This is a genomic window from Arthrobacter sp. TmtSoilC77 (genome assembly GCF_059739415.1).
Window position 1 is genome coordinate 1,305,239 of record NZ_AP046050.1, and the last position, 19,712, is coordinate 1,324,950.

The 19,712-nt window shown below is 60.2% G+C and carries 19 protein-coding genes and 1 pseudogene; 6 read left to right on the top strand and 14 right to left on the bottom strand.

Annotated elements, in window-relative coordinates:
* Positions 1-53 precede the first annotated feature (53 nt).
* Complete coding sequence (locus AC6I99_RS06110) at positions 54-917, bottom strand: SDR family NAD(P)-dependent oxidoreductase (RefSeq protein WP_309927335.1); 864 nt, start codon at positions 915-917, stop codon at positions 54-56.
* Positions 918-984: 67 nt separating this feature from the next.
* On the bottom strand, positions 985-1,350 hold the full coding sequence (locus tag AC6I99_RS06115) for a TfoX/Sxy family protein (RefSeq protein ID WP_224091411.1): 366 nt from the start codon (positions 1,348-1,350) through the stop codon (positions 985-987).
* Between the two features lie 354 nt (positions 1,351-1,704).
* Between AC6I99_RS06115 and AC6I99_RS06120 the strand changes: the two genes are divergently transcribed.
* A complete protein-coding gene (locus AC6I99_RS06120) occupies positions 1,705-1,851 on the top strand; it encodes a hypothetical protein (RefSeq protein WP_224093962.1) in 147 nt (48 codons plus the stop codon).
* Between the two features lie 182 nt (positions 1,852-2,033).
* Here the strand turns inward: AC6I99_RS06120 and AC6I99_RS06125 are convergent.
* The 7 genes and pseudogenes from AC6I99_RS06125 to AC6I99_RS06155 all read right to left on the bottom strand — a co-directional run.
* Positions 2,034-2,303 (bottom strand): annotated as a pseudogene (locus AC6I99_RS06125) (EamA family transporter); the annotation flags it as partial.
* Between the two features lie 284 nt (positions 2,304-2,587).
* The gene (locus tag AC6I99_RS06130; RefSeq protein ID WP_224091413.1) at positions 2,588-3,124 is read right to left on the bottom strand and encodes a GNAT family N-acetyltransferase; all 537 of its coding nucleotides are present in this window, start codon (positions 3,122-3,124) and stop codon (positions 2,588-2,590) included.
* Positions 3,121-3,390: a type II toxin-antitoxin system TacA family antitoxin gene (locus AC6I99_RS06135; protein ID WP_224091415.1), complete on the bottom strand. Its 270-nt coding sequence runs from the start codon at positions 3,388-3,390 to the stop codon at positions 3,121-3,123. The genes AC6I99_RS06130 and AC6I99_RS06135 overlap by 4 nt, the downstream gene beginning before the upstream one ends.
* Positions 3,391-3,407: 17 nt before the next feature.
* Positions 3,408-4,664 (bottom strand): Wadjet anti-phage system protein JetD domain-containing protein, encoded by a 1,257-nt coding sequence (locus tag AC6I99_RS06140; protein ID WP_224091420.1) that lies wholly within the window; start codon positions 4,662-4,664, stop codon positions 3,408-3,410.
* 43 nt (positions 4,665-4,707) lie between these two features.
* Complete coding sequence (locus tag AC6I99_RS06145) at positions 4,708-8,115, bottom strand: ATP-binding protein (protein WP_497945891.1); 3,408 nt, start codon at positions 8,113-8,115, stop codon at positions 4,708-4,710.
* A gap of 2 nt (positions 8,116-8,117) precedes the next feature.
* Positions 8,118-8,708 carry a DUF4194 domain-containing protein gene (locus tag AC6I99_RS06150; protein WP_224091422.1) on the bottom strand — a complete coding sequence of 197 codons (591 nt, stop codon included), beginning with the start codon at positions 8,706-8,708 and terminating at the stop codon, positions 8,118-8,120.
* Complete coding sequence (locus AC6I99_RS06155) at positions 8,705-10,147, bottom strand: DUF3375 domain-containing protein (protein WP_497945888.1); 1,443 nt, start codon at positions 10,145-10,147, stop codon at positions 8,705-8,707. Before AC6I99_RS06155 ends, AC6I99_RS06150 begins: the two co-directional genes overlap by 4 nt.
* 300 nt (positions 10,148-10,447) lie before the next feature.
* On the opposite strand from AC6I99_RS06155, the gene cspE reads away from it, so the two are divergent.
* The 5 genes from cspE (at position 10,448) to AC6I99_RS06180 (ending at position 17,275) form a co-directional block, all read left to right on the top strand.
* Entirely contained in the window at positions 10,448-10,651 is a 204-nt protein-coding gene (gene cspE, locus AC6I99_RS06160) for a transcription antiterminator/RNA stability regulator CspE (protein WP_011773907.1), read from the top strand.
* 253 nt (positions 10,652-10,904) lie between these two features.
* A complete protein-coding gene (locus AC6I99_RS06165; RefSeq protein ID WP_497960622.1) occupies positions 10,905-11,453 on the top strand; it encodes a hypothetical protein in 549 nt (182 codons plus the stop codon).
* A gap of 345 nt (positions 11,454-11,798) precedes the next feature.
* A complete protein-coding gene (locus AC6I99_RS06170) occupies positions 11,799-14,357 on the top strand; it encodes a helix-turn-helix transcriptional regulator (RefSeq protein WP_497945884.1) in 2,559 nt (852 codons plus the stop codon).
* Positions 14,358-14,440: 83 nt separating this feature from the next.
* On the top strand, positions 14,441-15,706 hold the full coding sequence (locus tag AC6I99_RS06175; RefSeq protein WP_224091431.1) for an APC family permease: 1,266 nt from the start codon (positions 14,441-14,443) through the stop codon (positions 15,704-15,706).
* A gap of 309 nt (positions 15,707-16,015) precedes the next feature.
* Positions 16,016-17,275 carry a plasmid pRiA4b ORF-3 family protein gene (locus AC6I99_RS06180; RefSeq protein WP_224091432.1) on the top strand — a complete coding sequence of 420 codons (1,260 nt, stop codon included), beginning with the start codon at positions 16,016-16,018 and terminating at the stop codon, positions 17,273-17,275.
* Positions 17,276-17,288: 13 nt separating this feature from the next.
* On the opposite strand, the gene AC6I99_RS06185 is transcribed toward AC6I99_RS06180, so the two are convergent.
* The 5 genes from AC6I99_RS06185 to AC6I99_RS06205 all read right to left on the bottom strand — a co-directional run bounded on the left by AC6I99_RS06185 (position 17,289) and on the right by AC6I99_RS06205 (position 19,649).
* Positions 17,289-17,717, bottom strand: a complete 429-nt coding sequence (locus tag AC6I99_RS06185) for a MarR family winged helix-turn-helix transcriptional regulator (RefSeq protein ID WP_224091433.1) — start codon at positions 17,715-17,717, stop codon at positions 17,289-17,291.
* Entirely contained in the window at positions 17,717-18,133 is a 417-nt protein-coding gene (locus AC6I99_RS06190) for an SRPBCC family protein (protein ID WP_497945881.1), read from the bottom strand. Before AC6I99_RS06190 ends, AC6I99_RS06185 begins: the two co-directional genes overlap by 1 nt.
* Positions 18,134-18,214: 81 nt before the next feature.
* Positions 18,215-18,796, bottom strand: coding sequence for a hypothetical protein (locus tag AC6I99_RS06195; protein ID WP_497960623.1), 582 nt, complete (start codon positions 18,794-18,796; stop codon positions 18,215-18,217).
* A gap of 276 nt (positions 18,797-19,072) precedes the next feature.
* Entirely contained in the window at positions 19,073-19,378 is a 306-nt protein-coding gene (locus AC6I99_RS06200) for an Rv3202a family protein (protein ID WP_497945875.1), read from the bottom strand.
* Between the two features lie 49 nt (positions 19,379-19,427).
* The gene (locus AC6I99_RS06205; RefSeq protein ID WP_497945873.1) at positions 19,428-19,649 is read right to left on the bottom strand and encodes a hypothetical protein; all 222 of its coding nucleotides are present in this window, start codon (positions 19,647-19,649) and stop codon (positions 19,428-19,430) included.
* Positions 19,650-19,712 lie beyond the last annotated feature (63 nt).

Below are 19,712 nucleotides of genomic sequence, written 5' to 3' on the forward strand. Positions count from 1 at the left end.
TGCACTGTACGCCTGGAGATGCGGCTTCGGGAGGGCTGTTCAGGGGCGGAATGTCACAGGATCTTGGCCAGGCGGGTGCACTCTTCCCACAGCCGCTTCCGCGCCGCCGGATCAGAGCCCATGCCGGGCGTCGGCAGTTCCTTGCGTTTCGCCCAGAGCTTCCCGGACACAGCGGCAGTTTCTGGAGCGGTGGCCAGCCAGACGGGGGTATCGGCAGCTTTCTCAGCAGTCGCGCCGAAGGTGTTCGTCATCCAGCGGAAAGGTCCGCCAACGTCCTGGAGTAGCGCCGTGTGCTTTACCAGGCCCGGGTGCACGGCGTTCACCACCACGTTGGATCCGCGAAGGCGCTCCGCGAATTCCTGCGTCAACAGGACCCGACCGAGCATTGTTGGGGGAGTGGCGCGAAGGTAACTGTAACTGCCCTTGGCGGTTTGCAGATCGTCGAAGTCGATCTTGGTGGTGGACGGGCCTCCCGAATACTTGGAGGCGATGTTAACGATCCTCGAAGTCCGCGCCCCATCTGCGCCGGCGCCGCGCTTGAGCGCGTCCAGGAGCAGGTTCGTCAGCAGGAAGTAGCCCATCACATTCGTGGCGAACGTGAGCTCAAGCCCATCCGGGGTCACGTGACGCTCCTTGCGGAATACTCCAGCCGCGTTGATCAGCACGTCCAACTTGTCGTGGCGCGACAGGAACCCGTCTACTGCCGACCGGATCGAGGCCTGGCTTGAGAGGTCGCAAGCGAGCGGTTCGAGAACCGCGTTCGGTTCTTTGGCCCGGATATCGCGGATGGCATCTTCTGCCCGCGCTGCTGAACGTCCAACCACGACGACGGACGCTCCTTCGCGTGCAAGTGCAGTGGCGATGGCCTTACCCAGGCCGCCCGTGGCCCCGGTCACGAGCGCTGTTCGTCCATTCATCGAGGGCATAGCTTGATCTCAGCACTTATTGGCTGGTTTGGCGAGGGTCCGTCGAGCTGAAGAGGTCCTAGTTTTTGGAGCCCTTTTTCTTGGGTGCCTTCGGCGGCAGGGCTGCAACATGGTCAAAGGCCTTGGCCACCCAAGGCTCGGCCTGCGCGGCGTCCTCGTTCCACGCTTCGGGCAGACCAACATAACCGCCCATGGGGCGTTCTTCGGGGCCGAAAGGTTGAGTCTCGTGATCCGACTCGAGCTCGGCCTTGTCGGCCTCGGAAAGGCGGACGCCGATAGTAGGCCCGAACAGACCGGCGAACATGTTGCCATTCACGAAAGCGCCGAGGTTGCCGAACATTGGTTTGACGACGACGTCGGGATGGTCGGGCAGCACTGAACGGAAACGTTCCTTGTCGGCATCCGACGGCTTGGGCATCTGCATTGCTCGTCCTCCTGGTTTAGGCGTGAGAAGAGATCCGTCTGCAGCTTACGGCCCGGGCGGTTCGATAGTCACCATCTGGTGGATTGGACGGCAGACGCGATTTGGCTCTGCGGCGGGGATGCCAATGTTCGTTAGCTCTTCACGTGGTTATCGGGGGCCCGTTTTGTGTCTGCCCAGATGGCCAGAACGGCGCATCCGGTAAGAATAATCAACCCCGTGAATTGACGGAGATTCAGAAGTTGATGAAGGGCCACGGCCCCGACAGCCGATGCTAAGGCCGGATCCAAGGCCGAGATCATCGCGAATGGGAGAGGCCGCAGACGCGCCATTGCAAACAATTCCAAGGAAAACGGAATGATCATCGTCAAAACCGCTACGGCGATTGCCCCGGACGTGAACGGAACCATGGTTGGGGGAACTGACGATGGGGACATGAGCTGGGCCGCTACGACAACCGGCAAGGCAATCCAAAGGGCCTTGGACAGCATCACCAACGGGTGAGTTCCGGGTGGCATGTCGGTCCCGAGCTTGATGTAGATGCTCAGGAGGACGCCCGTCAGTAGGGCCCACAATGCCCCAGCAAGGCTTGAGCCTCCGCTGTAATCGGCAATAAGACCTAGCCCGAGCATGGCTCCAACCGCTGGCAGCTTGGTCCGAGGGGACCGTGAACGCAAACAGCCCACGATGAGTGGGACCAGGAACTCTATGGAAACAGCCAGTGACAGCGTGATGTGGGAAATTGCCTGGTAGAAGGAAACCTGCATTAAGCCCAACACAATGCCATACGCCGCGACCTGCCTTGGGCGAGAGCGAGGGCGAGGAGCTATCGAAGACCCATTGAGCAGGAGTGCTGGCAGAAGCAGCAGCGCACCGATGCCCACCCTTAGTGTCGTCGCCATGCTGGGGCCCATGGCTTCGATCAGTCCAACGGCCAATCCATTGCCCACTTGCATGGAGGACAAGCTGACCACGACCGCCAGCAAACCCGCCCGAGTGCGATTCGACTGCAACACGGCGTACTTAGAGCCTCCGTGCCGGGCGCGAGATGCTGTTGAACGGCAGTAGTCCGAGCTTGGTTCCGCTGGCTCCGTGTTCGTTGTCCATCTAAATGTCCCGCCTCAGCTTTCGCGTTTATCCCTTCATCAGGTGTCTGCTGGGGGCGAAACGTGACGGCCGTGACTGGATTCGTTGTGTTGGCGGGCGGTTTAGCCGTTGGGAGAAGGCGAGATCTAGAAGATCAGGCGACGGCGTTCATCAGGTACTTCCGGGCGGTCGAGACTTTCATGTACAGGCGTAGATCGTCAGCGCCCGTCGCTGTGAAGCCATGACGCGTGTACCACCCGACCAGACCTGGGTTATCAGCATCAACGACGATAACTTGCCCTCCTCCGACGGCTGCGGCTTCAACCAGGGTCTCTAATGCCACGCGCAGTAGCTGTGAACCCCATCGTTTCTCCTTGTCGCCCCGAAGCGTGATGTCGAGGGCGAGTTTGGCCAGGAGCCAGCCGGGAGTGTTTCGGAGCATATTACGTTGTACAGGTTTAGGCATGTCATCCCGGACGACAAGCGTTGGGCAGATGGCGAAGTACCCAGCTACGCGGCTGTCGTCAGTGGCTTTGTTCTCAAGGAGAAGGTAGACCATGCTTGCCCCCGAATCCATTGACTTCAATGCGTACTCGGTGAGCCACTCGTTGTAGCTTGCTTCACCGCAATCGAAGGCCCCCAGTTCGATGCCGGGGGCCAACTTCACAACGTCGTAGGTAGGTTCATTCATCGACGGATAAGTCTAGGGAGCCTGGAAAGCGCCTCAAGCCCTGCTGACTCGTCAGGAACATCCAGTGAAGCCATCATTGAGTCAAAAACTTCCGGAGCCATGAGGGTGACATCTGCGCGCGCGATGACCCGCTGTGCGGCTTGTCGGGCTGCGTCAGTTACAAACGCAGTCTTTGAAACATGGAGAAGCTCCGCGGCTTCAGCGATTAACCGGTCCGTGGATTCGTCAGTGCGCAACTCTAAGCGTCGCGATTTGGTGATTGCCAAGGTCTTACCTCCTTGCTCTAGTGTACGGCAAATGTACGGAAAGGTTTAGTGTTCATTCCACTCTCAAGCCTCTCCATCGCCCACTCCCAGCCAATCAGCTCCTGTTCCAGTCGCACGCCGTCGCCGTAGCTGCCCGTCTGCAAAGCCTCGTAGAGGCGGGCTTCTTCAGGAGTCAGCCTGCCCAGAGAAGCGCGGGACTGGGTTGCCTCCACGCTCCAAGCATCGCGATGTGCCAGCAGGGTCTTCTCGTCCATGAGCACGCTCGACACATGCGGATGGACGGAGCGGAGCTGATCCAGGATCCGGAAACCGTGCGTGTCCAGATCCCCCCAGTACAGAACGTCGCACTCCTGCAACCAGGAGGCCTCCCGCAGAGAGGAAAATCCATAGCCAGCACCAAAGATCGCCACTGTGTCCGGCCGCTCCGGAAGAGCCAAGAAGTTCACGAGGTTTTCGGTGATGATCACGTGAGTGACGGGCAGCCGAAGGGTCCGGAAGGCTGATGCTGTCACAGTGATGTCCCGGGCATCACCCAGCAACGGGATTGCCGGATCCAGAAGCCGGAAGCGCACTTGTTCCGGGGGATGGAGAAAGCCGTGGCGGACCGCGAAGCGTGCAGCCGGGGTTCGGGCGGCGGATCGTCCTAGCAAGGCCTCGCCGGCGTCAGAAACCGCGGGCACGTCCAGCAGCTCGTCCTCGCCTGAAGCGACGGGCGGTGCATCCTGGGCCTGGGAGCTCTGAAGCACCAATGCAATCTCGTCAATCGTCCGCCGATGCGTCTCGATGAACTTCGTGTGCACCCCGGGCAGGCTCAACTGCCGAACATGGATCCCCGGAGTGGGATGATCGCGGAGCCACAAAGCCACCCGCGCAGCAGTCAACGCTGCATCGCCCAACTCCAAGAGTGCGAGTGGTCGCTTCAGCGCCCACGCCTTCAACAAGGGATCAAGATCCACCAGTGAAGCAGTAAGAGTTCGGAACCGGGCTAACTCCCGCAATTTACCAACGAATCCAACCTCGTCCTCCACCGACGGAAACACAGCCACAGCGGGAAGGTGGTTTGAACCGATAGTGGTGCGGCCGACGTCGAGCGTTTCCAGACTGAACGGGCCTGCGGCGGCGAACAGCTCCGCAGCCCATTCACGGGCAGCCGAATAATTGTCGCGAAGCTCCGTGGCAGAGGGCCGCTTTAAAGCACGGCGCCGCGGATACGTGCCGGAGGGTTCAAGAGCCTCCCGCAACAGCTGTCCGCGGTCCCACGCAGTTAATGACATCGCTCGCAGCGAGGACAGCGACGTCCAGCGGGACCGCGCAGACTTACCCGGCACGCTTCTGCCGTTCTTCGCGGTACTCCGTGATGGTCATGTTCCGAAGCTGGGAGTCGTTCCCGTTGGTGTTGGCTACGAAGCCCACGTGCGCCACAAAAGGTTCGATGACGTTGATCTTCTGCAACGGTGTGACGATCAGCAACTGCAGCTTCATGCGTTGGAACAGCTCCATGCCATACCGTGCGGACTCGTCGGAGCCCCGGCCGAAGGCCTCGTCAATCACTACGAAACGGAAGCTTCTGCCCTTGCCGGCGCCGCCCGAAGCGCCCCGGGCAGCTCCCTTCCCAGCCGCCAACCCAAACTGGAACGCCAAGGCCGCCGCCAGGATCGTGTAGGCCAACTTCTCCTTCTGCCCACCGGACTTGCCGCCGGAGTCCGTGAAGTGTTCGAATTCTTCGCCGGTCTCCGTCCACCTCTCCGAGGCCGAAAAGGTAAACCAGTTCCGCACATCAGTGACCTTGGCCGTCCAGCGTTCGTCCAAGCTGCTGTAGCCCTCGCGACCCCGGAAGCGTTCGATCAGCCGCTCCACCTGGAGGTACTTCTGTTCCGAGTACTGATCGTCATCGCCGATGGTTCCTTCAGAGCAGGCTCGCAGGTCAATGCCGAACTGCCTCACATCAAGATCCGTGGAGCTCTGGTGCTCCAACTGGATGTGCCGGCCCGGGTTGTATTCGATCTCCGCCAATGATTGGTTGATCTCGCTGATCCGGTTCACGATGTCTTGCCGCCTGCTGTCCAGGAAAGCATTGAAAGCGACCACCTCGTGGATGGTGTTATGCGTCAGCGAGTCCTTGAATCGCGCCTCGAACCGGGGCAGGTCATCGCACTCCAGCTGTTCAAGGAGCCGGTTGAACTCATCCGCGGCTTCCAGGGTTGCATCTATGTCCGTGGTTTCGTTGGGGTACTTGCTGCGGAAGTCAGCCATGAGCCGCACGGTGGTGGCGGCAGCATTCGCGATGCGCTTGGTCAGCCCGTCAATCCTCGCCGTCAGCCCCGATCGAACGGAACTCTCAGCGGCACCCGTGTTCCGGTAGGTGAGTTCCTTGTCACCGAGTGCCGCTGCGGTGAGCTGGGCTACTGCCGCCAACACGCCGTCGTCGTCCGTTAGCGGTTGATCCGTCAGCGTCAGCCGGCATTCCTCAATAGCTGCCGCGATATCCCGCGCCGCATTCTCGTTGGCGCCGAGCCTCTGCTGGACCTTGTCCGACCGCTCTTGCAGCCGCTCAATGCGGCCGGAAACCTCCGACTCCTTCGCGGTGAGCTGCTGCAATACGCTGCTGCCCGACTGGAGCTCGAGCTTCTCGTCCTTCAGTTCCTGGACCTTGCGGGCGGTCAACTTCCAGCTGATCTCGGAAAACTCAGCCACGGACCCGACGTTGCCCAGCAACTGCCGCAACCGGCCCACGTCACCAAGAGACGTATCCACCTTCGCCAACTGGGTACCGACGCTGCGGTGCTTGCCATCGACGTCGTCGCGTTCGGCACGGATCCGGACAATTTTTTCGTGGTTGTCCCAGCCCAGCACGAAAGTGCGCCGGTCCATGAGACCCTTGCGGTCATCCTTCTCATGCCGGCCGCGGGTGCCCTTCAACTGCCCGTTGATGGTGAGCGCCTTGGGATACCTGCGGAAATCCTCCATGGTGTCGCAGCACATGTAGTCGAACCGCGTGCTGAGCTCATCCAGCAGAAAATCGCGGAACGGCGTGCCCTGCTTGATGGCGATCTTCGCCCCCAAGGTCCCCGGTGCAGGCGGCCGTGACGAGTACGAGTCACCCACCTTCCGGTAGACAAGCCTGCCCTTGAGATCGTTGGCGTCAACCCACGAGCTCACCGCAGCGTAGTGTTTCGCCGAAACCAACAGGGACAGCGCAAAGCCCCGCAGCGTCCGCTCAGCGGCACCTTCCCATTCGGCTTCGCCTTCGCGGACGCGCAGCAGCTCGGCCGCATAGGGGAGTGCGGACTCGGCAATGCCAGTGCCCTCGCAGATACGACGCCGAAGCTCCAGCTGCGGGCGCTCAAGCAACGTGGGCCGGGAACCAAGGCTCGCCAACTCGGCGTCGATGTTCTCCCTGCGCGCCGCCAGCTCGTTGAGTTCTGAATGGAAGGCGGTGCGGCGCTCCTGCAGCTCCGCCGCCCTGACCGCGAGGCTCTGTTCCACCTCGCCCAGCCGGGCCCGGTTCGCATCGAACAGAACCCGGTCTTCAGGAGCGTTCAACCCAAGCTCGACGGCGGCAGCTGAGTACTGCTCGAAACGCTTGCGTTGCGTCTGGGCCGTCTCTTCAAGCTGCGCGACTTCGGCGTCGATGGCGGCCAGCCTGCCGCCGCCACTGGTGCGTATATCCTCTTGGACGATTGCGAGTTCGTGGCGAAGCCGGGCCATGTCCGAGGCCAATTGGGTGCTGTCCTCGCGGAGCTTCTGACCTGTCTGCTCCAGCTCAGCCTGGTGTTCAAGGCTCAGCCTGAGCTGCTGGTCGGTGAACCATGGATGCAGCTGGTCACGTTGCTGGCGGGCCTGGTGTTCTTCCGAGCTCAGCTTCTGATGGGTGGCTGCGCTTTCCCGGATCGGCTTGAGCATCTCGATCTGGTCCTTTGCGCGGACCACGGCTTCATGTGCCTTCTTGAGATCGTCGAAATGGCTGATCAGCTTGGTGATCCGTGCCTCCACGTCATCGTCCTCCAACATGTTGGTGCGGACGAAGTGGGTGATGTTCTCCACCTGCTTCATGGAAACCGTGCGGTGGAACAAATCCATGGCCTGGTTGCCGCTGATGCCAAAGTGCCGCTTGAAGGCCGCAGCGTAAGGGTCGAAGGTATCGTGGACGCTCACCCCGGCCGCGCGGAGTTTCTTCTTCAGCTTGGCCGGATCCTGGCCGAAGTTGGAGAAGTCCTCGGCGATTGATTGCTCCGTCTCGGCCAGGGAATAGAAACGCGTGGGCTGGCCGGCTTCCTGCATGGTCCACAAGGTGATGCCCAGCGTGATCGTCTTGTCCACAACGTCGTTGTGGAAGACGCCAAGGACCACCGTGAGCGTGCCCGGCGCTCGCAGCGCAACAGGCTTGGAGTACTCGCCGCCCGTACTGCGGGTGCTCTTGTGGAAGCCCCTGACGTAGGACATCAGCGTGCGTTCACGCTTCTGGGCACCTGCGGCCTTGTTGTACTCAATCCGGTTGGCGGGGAGCAAAAGCGTGGTGATCGCATCCACCACCGTGGACTTACCCGAGCCGATGTCGCCTGTCAGCAGGCTGTTCGCCCCATCCAAACGGAACGTGCGCACGCCGCCGTGGAACGTGCCCCAGTTGAGCAGCTCCAAACGCTGCAGCCTGAACCCGGGCGGTAGAGCGCCGTCGTGCGCTTGTTCCTCCAGCGTGAAGAGGCTGTCCTGAACATCAGTGCTCATGGTCATTTACTCCCGGTGAGTGATTCGCGATAGTCGGCCAGCCGCGCGTCGAACTCTTCCAGCCACTGCGCATCAACGTACGCCTTCAAAATCCGCGCTACCTCGTACGTGCCCGTTTCGCCGCGGAGCCTTCGCAGGAAACCGAGCTCCACCACCTTCTTGATGTTGGTGCTCAACCGGTCCAGAATCCTTGCCTCGTTGCTCGATTCCGGTAAGAACACCGAGACCATGTCCCTCAGCTCCTCTTCCGTCATGATCAGGCGGAGTTCGCTGCTGTTCGTATCAAATTCCAGCAGCCGCTTCCGGAGCAAGGCGAGCAACAGGCTGACATCGAAGGTGAGTTGCCTGCGGGGGATAAGCCGGGGGAGCGTGCCTTCGGGATCCTCACGCGATTTCAGGAAGGCGTAGCCCTCCGACTCATCAAGGATCAGGTTCAGCCCCAGCACGGCCACGTAATCGCGCACCTGCGATGTCAAGGTGAGCAGCGACTGCCACACCTTCTCGTCAGTTTCCGCATACACAACGCCCTTGAACAGCTTGGTCACAACCGCCGGCAGCTCGTCCGACGTAGTGGTTTCGCTTGCAATGTTCATGCCGGCCTCACAAAGATGATTTGCTCGATGGTTGCTTCCCGGGTGCTGCCGTCTTCCAACTGCCACGTTAGTTGTTGCGTGCTTTCGGGATCGATGCTTGCCCAGTCCGACTCTGCAGCAAGCTGGTAATACGCCACCACCTCCGCGAGGCCCTGCGATAACGGGTGTGCGGCTGTGATATCTGCCAGCGTCGCTTGGTCCGACTCCTCAAGGACACTTTCGATGTTGGACTTCAGGCGCTCCCTGTCAACATGGAACTGGCTGAACAGCGCGCTGGCATCCAGCTCCTGGTCATCCGCAGCTACCACCTCGTCCATCACCATCACGCGGCTGCCCGGCTCATAAAGTGGCCGCTCGAACGGCAAGGCGACGTCCACGGACGGCGCCTCAATCTCCATGACAAAGTTCGACGGCGGCTGGTCCCGTTGGTCCAGCGCGCTCGCCTCGATGCTGCGGATCAGTTGCATGATGCGCTTGTTTTCAAGGAAGACTTTGTCGTCCAAAAGTCGTCGCATTTGCTGCGACAGTTGCCTGACTGTGCTTTGGGTCTGCTCCACTGCCGGCAGCCAGTCCTGGTGGAGGTTGGTGATGGTGTGGAGGTTGTCCATGCGGGACAAGGCCTCAATCTGCGTGGCCCTGTGAAGGAGGTCGTTGAGTTCCCTCCTGAGCTGCGGGGACATCAGGTAGTCCCAGAAACCCTGGAAGGTGCGGCCCTGGAGTGAGCTTCCGATGTCCTGCTGGTTGGCAAAGATCGAGTCGAGGAGTTCGCCCTGGCTGCCGTCCCACGTAGCAATTTGCTCGCGTACTTGGCGGTCCAGTTTCCGGAAATTCTGCTCGACTTCCCGGAAGTCCGAGAGCAGATCTTTCGCCAAAGCGGTTAGCTGCTGGAAGTGGTCCAGGGCCTCCGGCGCAGTCATCACCTTCACGTTGCCGTCCCGGATCTGCTGCATCTCTTTGTCGATTTGGTCCCGCTGCTGTTGAAGTTCAGCAAGACGCACTTCCGGGTCTGTCTCCGACTGCTGTACCAGGGTCTTCAGGACCGCGAAGATACTCGTCAGCCTGGACTGCGTGGCCACGAACTCGCGGCCCTTAAGGCTCTCGACCCATCTCACCACGTCCTCGGCCGCAGGCGTGAGATCGTAATGCGGCTCGTCTTCGCCCTGGACGTAGTACTTGCGCAGCCAAGCACGTTCCGGCGCCGCCCAGTCGTCCAGGTACTCCGCTGCATTGCGCGGGAACTTATCCTCGCCATAAGACTCCCGCACGCCGAACAGGACATCGTCCAGAACGTCGACCAACTGCTGACGGCCGAGGTTTCGTTGATTGGGATCAGTGAAGGCGGACATGAAGAAGTGCAGGGCGAGGGGCGCGTTTTGCGCTCGGAGGAGTGCCCAGCCTGCATGGCTTTCACGCAGAGTGTTGATCGCGTAGTAGTCCATTTGGTCCTTCGATGATTGGTCCGTGCTGGCTTTGAGCTGGTTTCCTGCTTCAAAGGCTAAGCCAGATGTCCGACAGTTTGTTCTCGTCCTCTGGCCCATCGGATTGATTAATCTGACGTCCCACTAGCTATCTGCTCAGATCTATGTAAACTTGACGGTGTTGTTGTGTTTGGCATTTGGTAGTTCAGGCAGTCCCCGTGATCCATCTGGATCGCGACCTTCTGAAGTAACGGTGGAGAACACCCCACACCGGAGACCCGAAAGTCGGGAGCATCTCCACCTTCAGTAAGGACTGAAAAAATGGCTACAGGTACCGTGAAATGGTTCAACTCCGAAAAGGGCTTCGGCTTCATCTCTCCTGAAGATGGCAGCCAGGACGTTTTCGCTCACTACTCTGCGATCAACTCCTCGGGCTACCGCTCCCTCGAAGAGAACCAGAAGGTTTCCTTCGACGTCGAGCAGGGCCCCAAGGGTCCCCAGGCAGTAAACATCCAGGCTATCTAGTCTTCGGATAAACGAAAAAGCAGGGCCGGTCATTGACCGGCCCTGCTTTTTCTTGTGCCTTGGGGCCATCTCAGCCCCGGGGCCCTTGCCCTTCGCACGCCGCCCGCCATAATTACTGCTAGCTGCAGAATGATGGGTCGGGTTTGGCTTGTTTGCCAGCCTGTCCTGGATAAGAGGGTGCTGCATGGGCAACGAAAGATTAGGAACCCGCTCCCCATGGGTCTTTCCTTTACTATGGCTCCTCACTACGGCCTTGAGCGTAGTGCTGTCGGGTGTCCTGTTCCATTTCCCTGGCGCCCTGCCGCCCAATAACGGTGACTCCTTCAACTTCAACCCGGCCGGAGCGCTGGTGAACGGCATTGCCACCGGGCTCTTAGTTGGTGGTCTCCAAGCAGTGCTGTTGAGGCGGTCCGGACTACGCGCCTGGCGGTGGATCCTTGGGGCCACTGTGTCCTTGCTGGTGGCGCACAGTTTTGGAGACATGCTTCCAGACGCCGTGGGGTGGCCGCTCATGGCAGGTCTAGGAGGCTTGGTACTCGGCCTGGGGCAATGGTGGGCCGCCCGGTGGTCCGCCAAAGTTGGGATTATATGGACTGCAGTCACGGGCGTCGCCTGGGCCGTCAGTATGCGGTTGTCATATCAGGCTGGCAATGCGCCGGAGGACTGGCTTACCGAGCACCTTGTCGTGGCCGCGGTCGTCGGCATCTCGATGGGTGCCTGCACAGCAGCAATGTGGCGATGGCTGCCGCTGCGATCTGAGCAGGCTGGAGCCTCCGCCCGCTCGCGGTCATCGCGTTTGTAGTAGATATATTCTCATCCAGAAAAGATGCTTAGAACATATATCCACATAGCGAATTACACCCCTGTAACTCACCTTCGAACGTCCGTAGCGTGGTTGATATCAACTACGAAACCGAGGGCCTTCCATGGACGAACAGACTGCCAACGACTCTTTCCCAATAGCTCATTCGAAGCAGGCTCAGCACCTAGGCGAGTCGCGGGAGCACTCATTTTTGCCAGAATCGCCACCTAGACGGGCCTTAAGCGGCCTGTGCAAGGCTGTTTTGCCACCTAGTCCCGTTTCCGAAATCTAACCTGCGAAGTGAGCCGCATGTCGGTCATCCACAGAAACAGAAGGTTGGATCGAGTGTTCGATTCTGAGGTTCAGCGCATCCTCGATTTCGTTGGCCGCGGCATAAGCGTGCGGATTATTGGAGCCCCCGGAAGCGGCAGGACCACGGTGCTGCAAAATGTCGTGGCCAACCTGGAAAAAACCGGCATCGCAATCCACTTAGTCAGCGGCCTTCGGACGCATCGCTCAATTCCGTATGCAGCCATCAAGAGCCTGGGTTTAGAGCTTCGGCCCGGCCGCAGCGGAGTTATGGATATGGCAGATGCGCTCTCAAGCCAGATATCCAAGCCTGGAAAGCACGTCCTGATAGTGGACGACATCCATCTGCTGGACATCGAATCGCTGGCGGTCCTGGAATCCGTTCGGCGCAGGTCCGATTGTCCGCTGATCGTCACGGCTCCGGACAGCGGCTCGATCTCAAGAGGTCAACTGGCCGTCATGAACAGTGGCCGCGAAGCTTTGCTGCAACTGAACCCACTCCATTTTGAGCAGGTACACACTTTGGTGACGCAGGTGCTGGGGGCTGCTGCAGATGCCGACACAACAGCCAGAATCCTGACCAAGTCCGGCGGCAACCCTCGGCTCATCGTCCGCATTACGGAGACCGCGGCCTTAAGCGACCTGCTGGTTATGCGTGGCCGGCAGTGGCAAATGACAGGTGACAGCCTCTGGAACGAGCATCTGCGAGGAACCCTCGAAGAGCTACTGGCGGACCTGGAACCGGAAGAAGTCACTGCCCTGCACACTATGGCAATCCTTGGCACCGCCCGTGTAGACGTTCTTCAAAAGGTGGTTCAGCCCGATGTGCTGGAAGGCCTTGAACGGCGGGGATTCCTGTCAGTCATGGACGATCACCACAATGGACCGATCGCGGCGATAAGCCCGCCAGTCATCGCAGACTATTTCCGGGGCCAAAAGACGCTCAGGGACCGGCACCTCTTGCGGAACAAGATTGCTGGTGCACTTGAGGGCGTGCCTCAAACTGCGCAGGGCAATTCCACCACTGCTGACTGCCTATCCCGGGTGCTGGGGTCCTTGCGGCTCGAAAAGGGAAACGATGACGCCGTAACCGCCCGGCATTTTCACGATCACAGTGCGGGCCGCGAACGCACGCGCTATGAACGATGGCAAGCGAACAAGTCCGCGACCAATGCTGCCGCTCTGCTCAGGGTTTACTGGGGAGCGCCGGTGAACGTTATGCGGGCAACCCGCGTCTGCCAGGAGACGTCAACGCTCAACGGCGACCCCAATGACGTTCTCTTCCTCGCGATCACCAAGGCTTTCCTTGCAATCTACTCAGGGCAAGGCGTGAGTGCGGCAGTGGACATCCTGAATGGATTCGCCGAGCAGAACCCGGAACAGGCCTCTACGGCCGAGGCCGCGATCCTCTTCATCAACGCCTCGCATGGTCGGATTCCGCCAAGTGTCGAACCTTCCGCCGAGGGCTCTGAGCATGAACCGCTGGGCCTGGAAGGACTCGTCAAAAGCTTGCTTGAGCTGTATCGCTTTCAGCCGGGTAAGGTCCTCGACGTGACAGAGAAGGCTGAGGACGACGACGCCTTCCCGCATCTTCGCCCGTTTCTTCACGGTTTCGCGCTTTTTGCAGCAGGCAGGATCGAGGACTCCTTGGTCTTCGCGCTGGATTGGCGTGCCGAGGCCCGCCGAAATCTCGATCAGTTCGGAGTCGTGGCCAGTAGCTATGTTGCGGCGCACGGTCTGCTGTACCGCGGCTACTTCGAGGAAGCCGAGTACCTCATGAGCAGCGTCTTTGCCATGGGCCGTCCCGGCTTCGTCGTCGATGTCCTTTACGACGCCATGCTGCGGCTCGCAGGCCTACGGCATGCGACCACGGCGATCTCGCCAGCGCTGTCCATCGCGTCGCAGGCGCGGAGTGAGGTTCCTGATGTTGGTCCGTTGCCCGGTATCGGCAAGGGTGTACATGAGCTCGTTTCCGCAGAAACTACCCAGCCGTCGGTTTTTGACCGGCATGCAGTCAAGCTCATCAAACGCCAGATGAAGAGCGGCTACATTCTGGAAGCAACCATGACAGCACTCCTATGTACATGCCTGTGTCCCGGTGCCCCGGTACTGGATCTGCTGCGCAAGATCCTGCGGGACAGCGGTGTAACGGCTCACGACCAGATGATGGCCGTTGCCACCGCCGTTGTGGAAGGCGATCACAAGCTGCTTGGTCTCCTCCTGAAACACTACGAATTGGATGCCGACAACTATCAGATCGGCATGCTCCTTCGAGGTGCCCTCAAGCGCCACGTCCTGGAGGGAAACACCGCGGCGGCCGAGGCCATGGCCGAAGCTTCCTCGATGTTCGCGGCAAGATTTCCCACAACCAACGAGCAACTCTCGTTCAACACTTTCAGGACGACGCCACTCACCGAACGTGAAATTGAGGTCGCTGCGTTGGCAGGACATCGCTCAAACGTTGAGATTGCTGAACATCTTGGGATCAGCGCGAGAACAGTGGAAAACCACATCTCCAACGCCCTGCGAAAAACCGGCGCAACCTCACGTAATGGCCTCTTCATCCTCGTGGGCAATTCAATGGCAGCACGCTGACTCACGTTAGGCTGAACGCATCTTTCAGTACGAGTCTCCGGTGACACCGGCAGAGCTCAGACCTTGATGCGTGAAGGGTTCTCGTGAGCAATTCCCCGGCCTTGGCCCGCCGCCTCGGCACCTTCGATGCTTCCCTCATTGGCTTAGGCTCCATGATCGGCGCCGGGGTTTTCGCGGCCTTCACACCAGCCGCGGCGGCTGCAGGATCCGGGCTGCTGATTGGCCTGGTTGTCGCGGCCTTCGTGGCCTTCTGCAATGCGACGTCCTCCGCGCAACTGGCTGCCAGATACCCCACCTCCGGCGGAACATATGTCTACGGACGGGAGCGGCTTGGGCCCTGGTATGGCTTCCTGGCTGGATGGGGATTCGTAATCGGCAAGACGGCCAGCGCCGCGGCCATGGCGATGACCTTCGCGGCCTATGCCGCACCGGCAGGTTGGGAGCGCCCGGTGGCGATTGCCGCCGTCGTAATTTTGACGGCTGTGAACTATCACGGGGTGACTCGAACGGCGGGACTTACCCGAATCTTGGTGATCGCGGTCCTGACCGCTTTGGCGATAGCCCTGGCCGCCGTTTGGGGTGGTTCGGGACCTGACTTCAGCAATTTTGTGGGGGAGGGTCTGCTGGCACACGGTTGGTACGGCATCTTGCAGTCGGCCGGGCTGTTGTTCTTTGCCTTCGCCGGCTACGCAAGGATTGCCACCATGGGGGAGGAAGTTCGCGAGCCTCGCCGCACCATTCCCAGGGCAATCACGATCGCCCTGGGAATCACCATCGTCATTTATGCCCTCATAGCGGTCACGTTGTTGGCGGCGCTGGGACCCGAGGGTGTTTCCGGGACCCCGACACCCCTCGCCCACGCTGTCACGGCTGGTGCGATGCCTTGGGCAGCTCCGATTGTTCGGATCGGAGCCGCAGTCGCCTCTTTGGGGGCCCTCCTCGCGCTGATCGCAGGGCTGGGCAGGACGAGCCTGGCGATGGCCCGCGAACACGACCTCCCGCACTGGCTCGCGGCCGTTCATCCTCGCTACAAGGTTCCCCACCGGGCCGAAACGACGCTCGCCGTAGCAATTTGCCTGATTATTGCCGTGGCTGACCTCAGGGGCGCCATCGGTTTCTCGTCGTTCGGTGTGCTGCTGTATTACTTGGTTGCAAATATCGCGGCCTTCACCCAGCCTGCCGAGGACCGCCGGTATCCGAAAGCACTTCAAGTGGCTGGAGCTGTTGCCTGCGTGGCGTTGGTTGCGACACTGCCGCCGCTATCTGTCGGTCTGGGTGTGCTGATGTTCGTGGTGGGCATCGTGTTCAGGGTGATCCGGTTGCGCCGGAGTTCCTCCAGCCTTCGATAGGCCTACGCCGGAAACCGGCTGGGCACGACTCCACCTGGGGGTTCTTAGGTGGAGCCGTGCCGTTGTGCCTCCTTCGCCTGGGACGAGTGGGGTTCCCGCCGGACACCGGGTTTCCCGTCCCGAAGGCACAAGAGGAGACTATGGCCGGGAATAGCGGCCTAGGTGTTCTTTCGTTCGCTCTAGGTGCTCATATACGGGCAAATTCAGGGTATCGAGGGTGCCTCAATCCAAAAATGAGTGTTCGCAGGGACGGACTAGGTGGTGTGACGCGATTGCGCCCCGCTCAAAGACCACTGGCAGAATTGGCGCATGGAGTCACCCATCCAAGTCCCCGCCGTCGAGCTTCGTATTTCCCTTAGTGAGACGGACCCGCTGATTTGGCGGCAGCTCGTTCTCCCGGAGAGCGCCACCGTTGCCGATCTGCACAGCGCGATTCAATGCGCATTCGATTGGAAGAACGCACATCTTTACGCCGTGGCCGGCCATGACCGGGCGGGCAAGAAACGGATCATCACCAGGATCGCCGAAGACGACGACCCACTTGAAGGCTCGGAGGAGGCCAGCGGCGTAGAACTGGGCGAGTTGTTCGACTCAAGCCAGCCTGGGAAGTCGTCCTTTGAATACGACTACGACTTTGGCGACAACTGGACTCATGAAATCGAAGTCGTGGGACCCGCATTGGTTCAGGAATCGACCATCACGTGCACCGGCGGCGCAATGCGTGGCCCAATCGAGGATTCAGGGGGAGTGCATGGCTACGCCAACGTTGTGCGGGTGGTCGGAGATCCAAAGCACCCAGAGCATACGGAAGCTGTTGAGTGGCTTGAGCTGGTAACACAGGAGAAGGCATCAAAGTTCGACGCCCACGCTTTCGACCTTGATGCTGTTAATGGGCAACTGACTCGTTTGGCGCAGCGGCTCTGGCCAGGTGAGGTAGCCCCTGACGAGATGGAATTTGTTCTGGGGCCAGCTCTTTGGTTCTTGAAGGAGGCGGAGCTTGACGGATTCCCGCTGACATCGGCTGGCTACCTGAAGCCGATTGTGGTCAAGCGGGCAATGGCTGAATTGGGATGGCAGGAGGTCTGGCACGGAAGTAGTTCCACGGAGTACAACGTGGCCCCAGTACGCATCGTCCGCCAACACTTGCAGGAATGGAAACTCCTGCGAAAGAACAAGGGCAGGCTCGTCCTGACCCCAGCGGGTAGAAAACTGGTAAACAGGCCAGCAATGTTGTGGCACTACATTGCTGACCGTTTGGCATCACCTGACGGTGCGGGACTGGATGTCGTTACCCAACTCAAACTGCACTGGGAATTATCCGGTAATCGCCCACCACGGAACCTGAGTGCCCAAGTAGTCCAGTTGGCGCTCAACGAGCGCGGCCTCCGGTTGATGAACGGCGCCGATATACCCATTGAAGTAGCTCGCGAATTGGAGCAGGTCGTCCAAAGCGCATTCCACTGCCTAAGGCTTTGGGGCTCCGAAAAATGGGGCCAGTATGAGCGTGAATTGTCCGACGCCGGCACCAAGTTCCTCCTCGACGTCCAGCGCCGTCTGGGCGAAGGCTAGCCAGGGTCCGCGATCAATCGCTCGGGTGCGCCAGCTTTTTCAGCAGCGCCACCAGGTCACCGACGGGCGCCGGCTCGAAGAATTGGGCATCGGCGAGCTCCACGGCGGCGATCGCACGTGGAGCCAATTCGGAGCCCGCTTCAGTAACACGTAGCCGTTTTGCCCTGGTATCCGAGGGATCGACTTCCCGCTCAATGAGACCCTTCACCTCCAAGGTCCGGAGCACCTGCGAGGCCATTTTCACGTCGGTACCGGCCTGGCGGGCAACGGCGAGCTGATTGGGATGCTCGCCTTCTTTGTTGAGCCACCAGGTGCAGGCGAGCAAAACGAACTGAACGTGAGTGAGGCCGATCGGAGCCAACGCCGCAGCAACCTCGCGTTGCCAGCGCAAGGTTGCGTGCCACAGCAGGAAACCGGGACTCTCGCCCGGGTTGAGCGGCATCAGCGCTGGGCGAGTTCGACGAGTGAAGCCATTGTCTCCGGCCAATCGGCAGTAATGGCAGGCCCGATCTCGGGGCCAACCTGGTCTGCACCCGCACCGGTGATCTCCATCCTGTAGACCAGCCGGACTCGACCGCCGTCGAGCCTGTCCAAGCGGTGGGCGGTTCGGATCAGCAGCTCATCAAAGCGAGCTTCGTCGACGAACAGCTCGCCGTTCACCACTTCAGCGATTCGCAACTGGATGGGTTCATCCCCGGGTGGCGTCATAAGGATTTGCGAGCCCACCGCGAAGGGGCCATCGATCTCAACGCGTTCAATTTCGGCGTTCCAGGAACCCCAGTTTTCAACGTCGGCCCAAAGCTGCCAGAGCGCCTGGGGTGCCGCGCTGGTTTCAACGCTGTGTTCGTAGTCCCACATGATTGCCTCCCAAAGCTAGATGATCTACGCACAGACTATCTATGCGTAGATCATCCTGTCCAGTGGCAGTTTCAGAAGCTCCTACTCACAGCCGATGCCGTCATGGTCGTTGTCCAGGCCATAAATGTCAGACCCAACCACTGTCACCGGGCCTCGGACATAAGCAGGTCCGTTGCCTTTGCCTCCGGCACAGTCGACGTCGGACGCAACAGGCACGCAGGCACCGGCGTAGTTCGGGTCGCAACCACTTTGAATGGCAGGGGCTGGGGCAGGCTTCGCAGCCGCAGCGGCAGCAGCCTGATCTGCCGCGGCTTGATCGGCGGCTGCTTTGGCAGCGGCCGCTTGGTCGGCGGCGAGCTTGTCTGCGGCAGCCTTATCAGCCGCTGCCTTGTCCGCTGCAGCTTTCGCGACTGCGTCCGCTGCCGCCTTCTCTGCCGCGGCTTTTGCAGCAGCGTCGGCCGCGCGTTGATCAGAAAGCTTTGTTGCTGTTGCGGAGTCCAGCCAGGCGAGTTTTCCGGATAGATCGACGGTGCAGATGTATGTTTCGCCGGCCACAGCTTGGGTGTTCTTCTCGGAGGTGCAGGCTTTCCCGGCTATCTGGCTTGGCGTTGGACTAGGCGTAGGCGAGGGAGATGCCGACGTCGATTCCTTGGTGCTGCTCACCGATCCAGCAGCTCCCATGGACCCCGAACCGCAACCGGCAAGCAAAATCATCAGTGACCAGATGGCCGTGATACCGAGTGCTTTACTGCGAAAATCCCGTGACGATTTGCCGCCGAAAAGCGAGTGTTTTCCGGCGCGCGAAAGTTGTGCGTGCAATGTGTTGCCCCCTTAGAGTGCGCCCATGCGAAAGGCGCGTGGAGCGACAGTAACACCGGTCACATGGGCCCCAACAGGAGAAGTCTTCTATGACTTATCGCACGGGGTGGGGGACTGCTTCTAGCCGACCTCCTCGTTGTCCTCGCGGTAGTCGTCATCCTCTTCGAAGGAGGGCGCCAGGGCCTGCTCGATATAGTCTGCTTCCGCAGCCTCTGCTTCAGAGACGCCTTCGAGCCGCGTAAACGCTGAACCGCCAGGAAGCACATCTGTCCGCTGCTCCAGAACATCGGCCTCAGGGGCATCATCGGGTAGCGGTTTCGTTAGTTCGAACTCCTCGGAAACCTCCGGGAGGACGGGCGTTTGTTGCTCAAGGGCATCGGCCTCCGGCACTTCACGAGGCGATTCCGGCTCCTGTCCGATGTTCATCGTTTTCCTCCTTCTCATTAACGGACTCGCTAATAGACCTGTATGGCTCCTAACCTGAGCCCAACAACCACGATGGGTCAGTTTGGGTTTCCTTCGGGTGCCGGCGCAGTTTCCGGATCAGCAGTTCCAGTGGCCACACCACCACCCGAAGAACCCCGGCTGCCAGCAACAGAATCACAAACAGCACTATGGCTGGCAGGCAAAAAATGAACACCGTGATTGCCGTTATGAGATAACCGGCGATATAAGCCGTCATCACTCCGGTGTCCACCGTGAGCTCCCGAAGATTGAATTACCAATAGAGGATCTTGCCCGGTGTACGCACCAGGCTACG

Coding starts and splice junctions, on each gene's coding strand:
- AC6I99_RS06155 (WP_497945888.1), bottom strand. CDS start 10,147: ATGGACTACTACGCGATCAACACTCTGCGTGAAAGCCATGCAGGCTGG.
- AC6I99_RS06120 (WP_224093962.1), top strand. CDS start 1,705: ATGATCATCGTCAAAACCGCTACGGCGATTGCCCCGGACGTGAACGGA.
- cspE (WP_011773907.1), top strand. CDS start 10,448: ATGGCTACAGGTACCGTGAAATGGTTCAACTCCGAAAAGGGCTTCGGC.
- AC6I99_RS06115 (WP_224091411.1), bottom strand. CDS start 1,350: ATGCAGATGCCCAAGCCGTCGGATGCCGACAAGGAACGTTTCCGTTCA.
- AC6I99_RS06150 (WP_224091422.1), bottom strand. CDS start 8,708: ATGAACATTGCAAGCGAAACCACTACGTCGGACGAGCTGCCGGCGGTT.
- AC6I99_RS06200 (WP_497945875.1), bottom strand. CDS start 19,378: ATGAACATCGGACAGGAGCCGGAATCGCCTCGTGAAGTGCCGGAGGCC.
- AC6I99_RS06130 (WP_224091413.1), bottom strand. CDS start 3,124: ATGAATGAACCTACCTACGACGTTGTGAAGTTGGCCCCCGGCATCGAA.
- AC6I99_RS06110 (WP_309927335.1), bottom strand. CDS start 917: ATGAATGGACGAACAGCGCTCGTGACCGGGGCCACGGGCGGCCTGGGT.
- AC6I99_RS06185 (WP_224091433.1), bottom strand. CDS start 17,717: ATGCCGCTCAACCCGGGCGAGAGTCCCGGTTTCCTGCTGTGGCACGCA.
- AC6I99_RS06190 (WP_497945881.1), bottom strand. CDS start 18,133: ATGTGGGACTACGAACACAGCGTTGAAACCAGCGCGGCACCCCAGGCG.
- AC6I99_RS06145 (WP_497945891.1), bottom strand. CDS start 8,115: ATGAGCACTGATGTTCAGGACAGCCTCTTCACGCTGGAGGAACAAGCG.
- AC6I99_RS06140 (WP_224091420.1), bottom strand. CDS start 4,664: ATGTCATTAACTGCGTGGGACCGCGGACAGCTGTTGCGGGAGGCTCTT.
- AC6I99_RS06180 (WP_224091432.1), top strand. CDS start 16,016: ATGGAGTCACCCATCCAAGTCCCCGCCGTCGAGCTTCGTATTTCCCTT.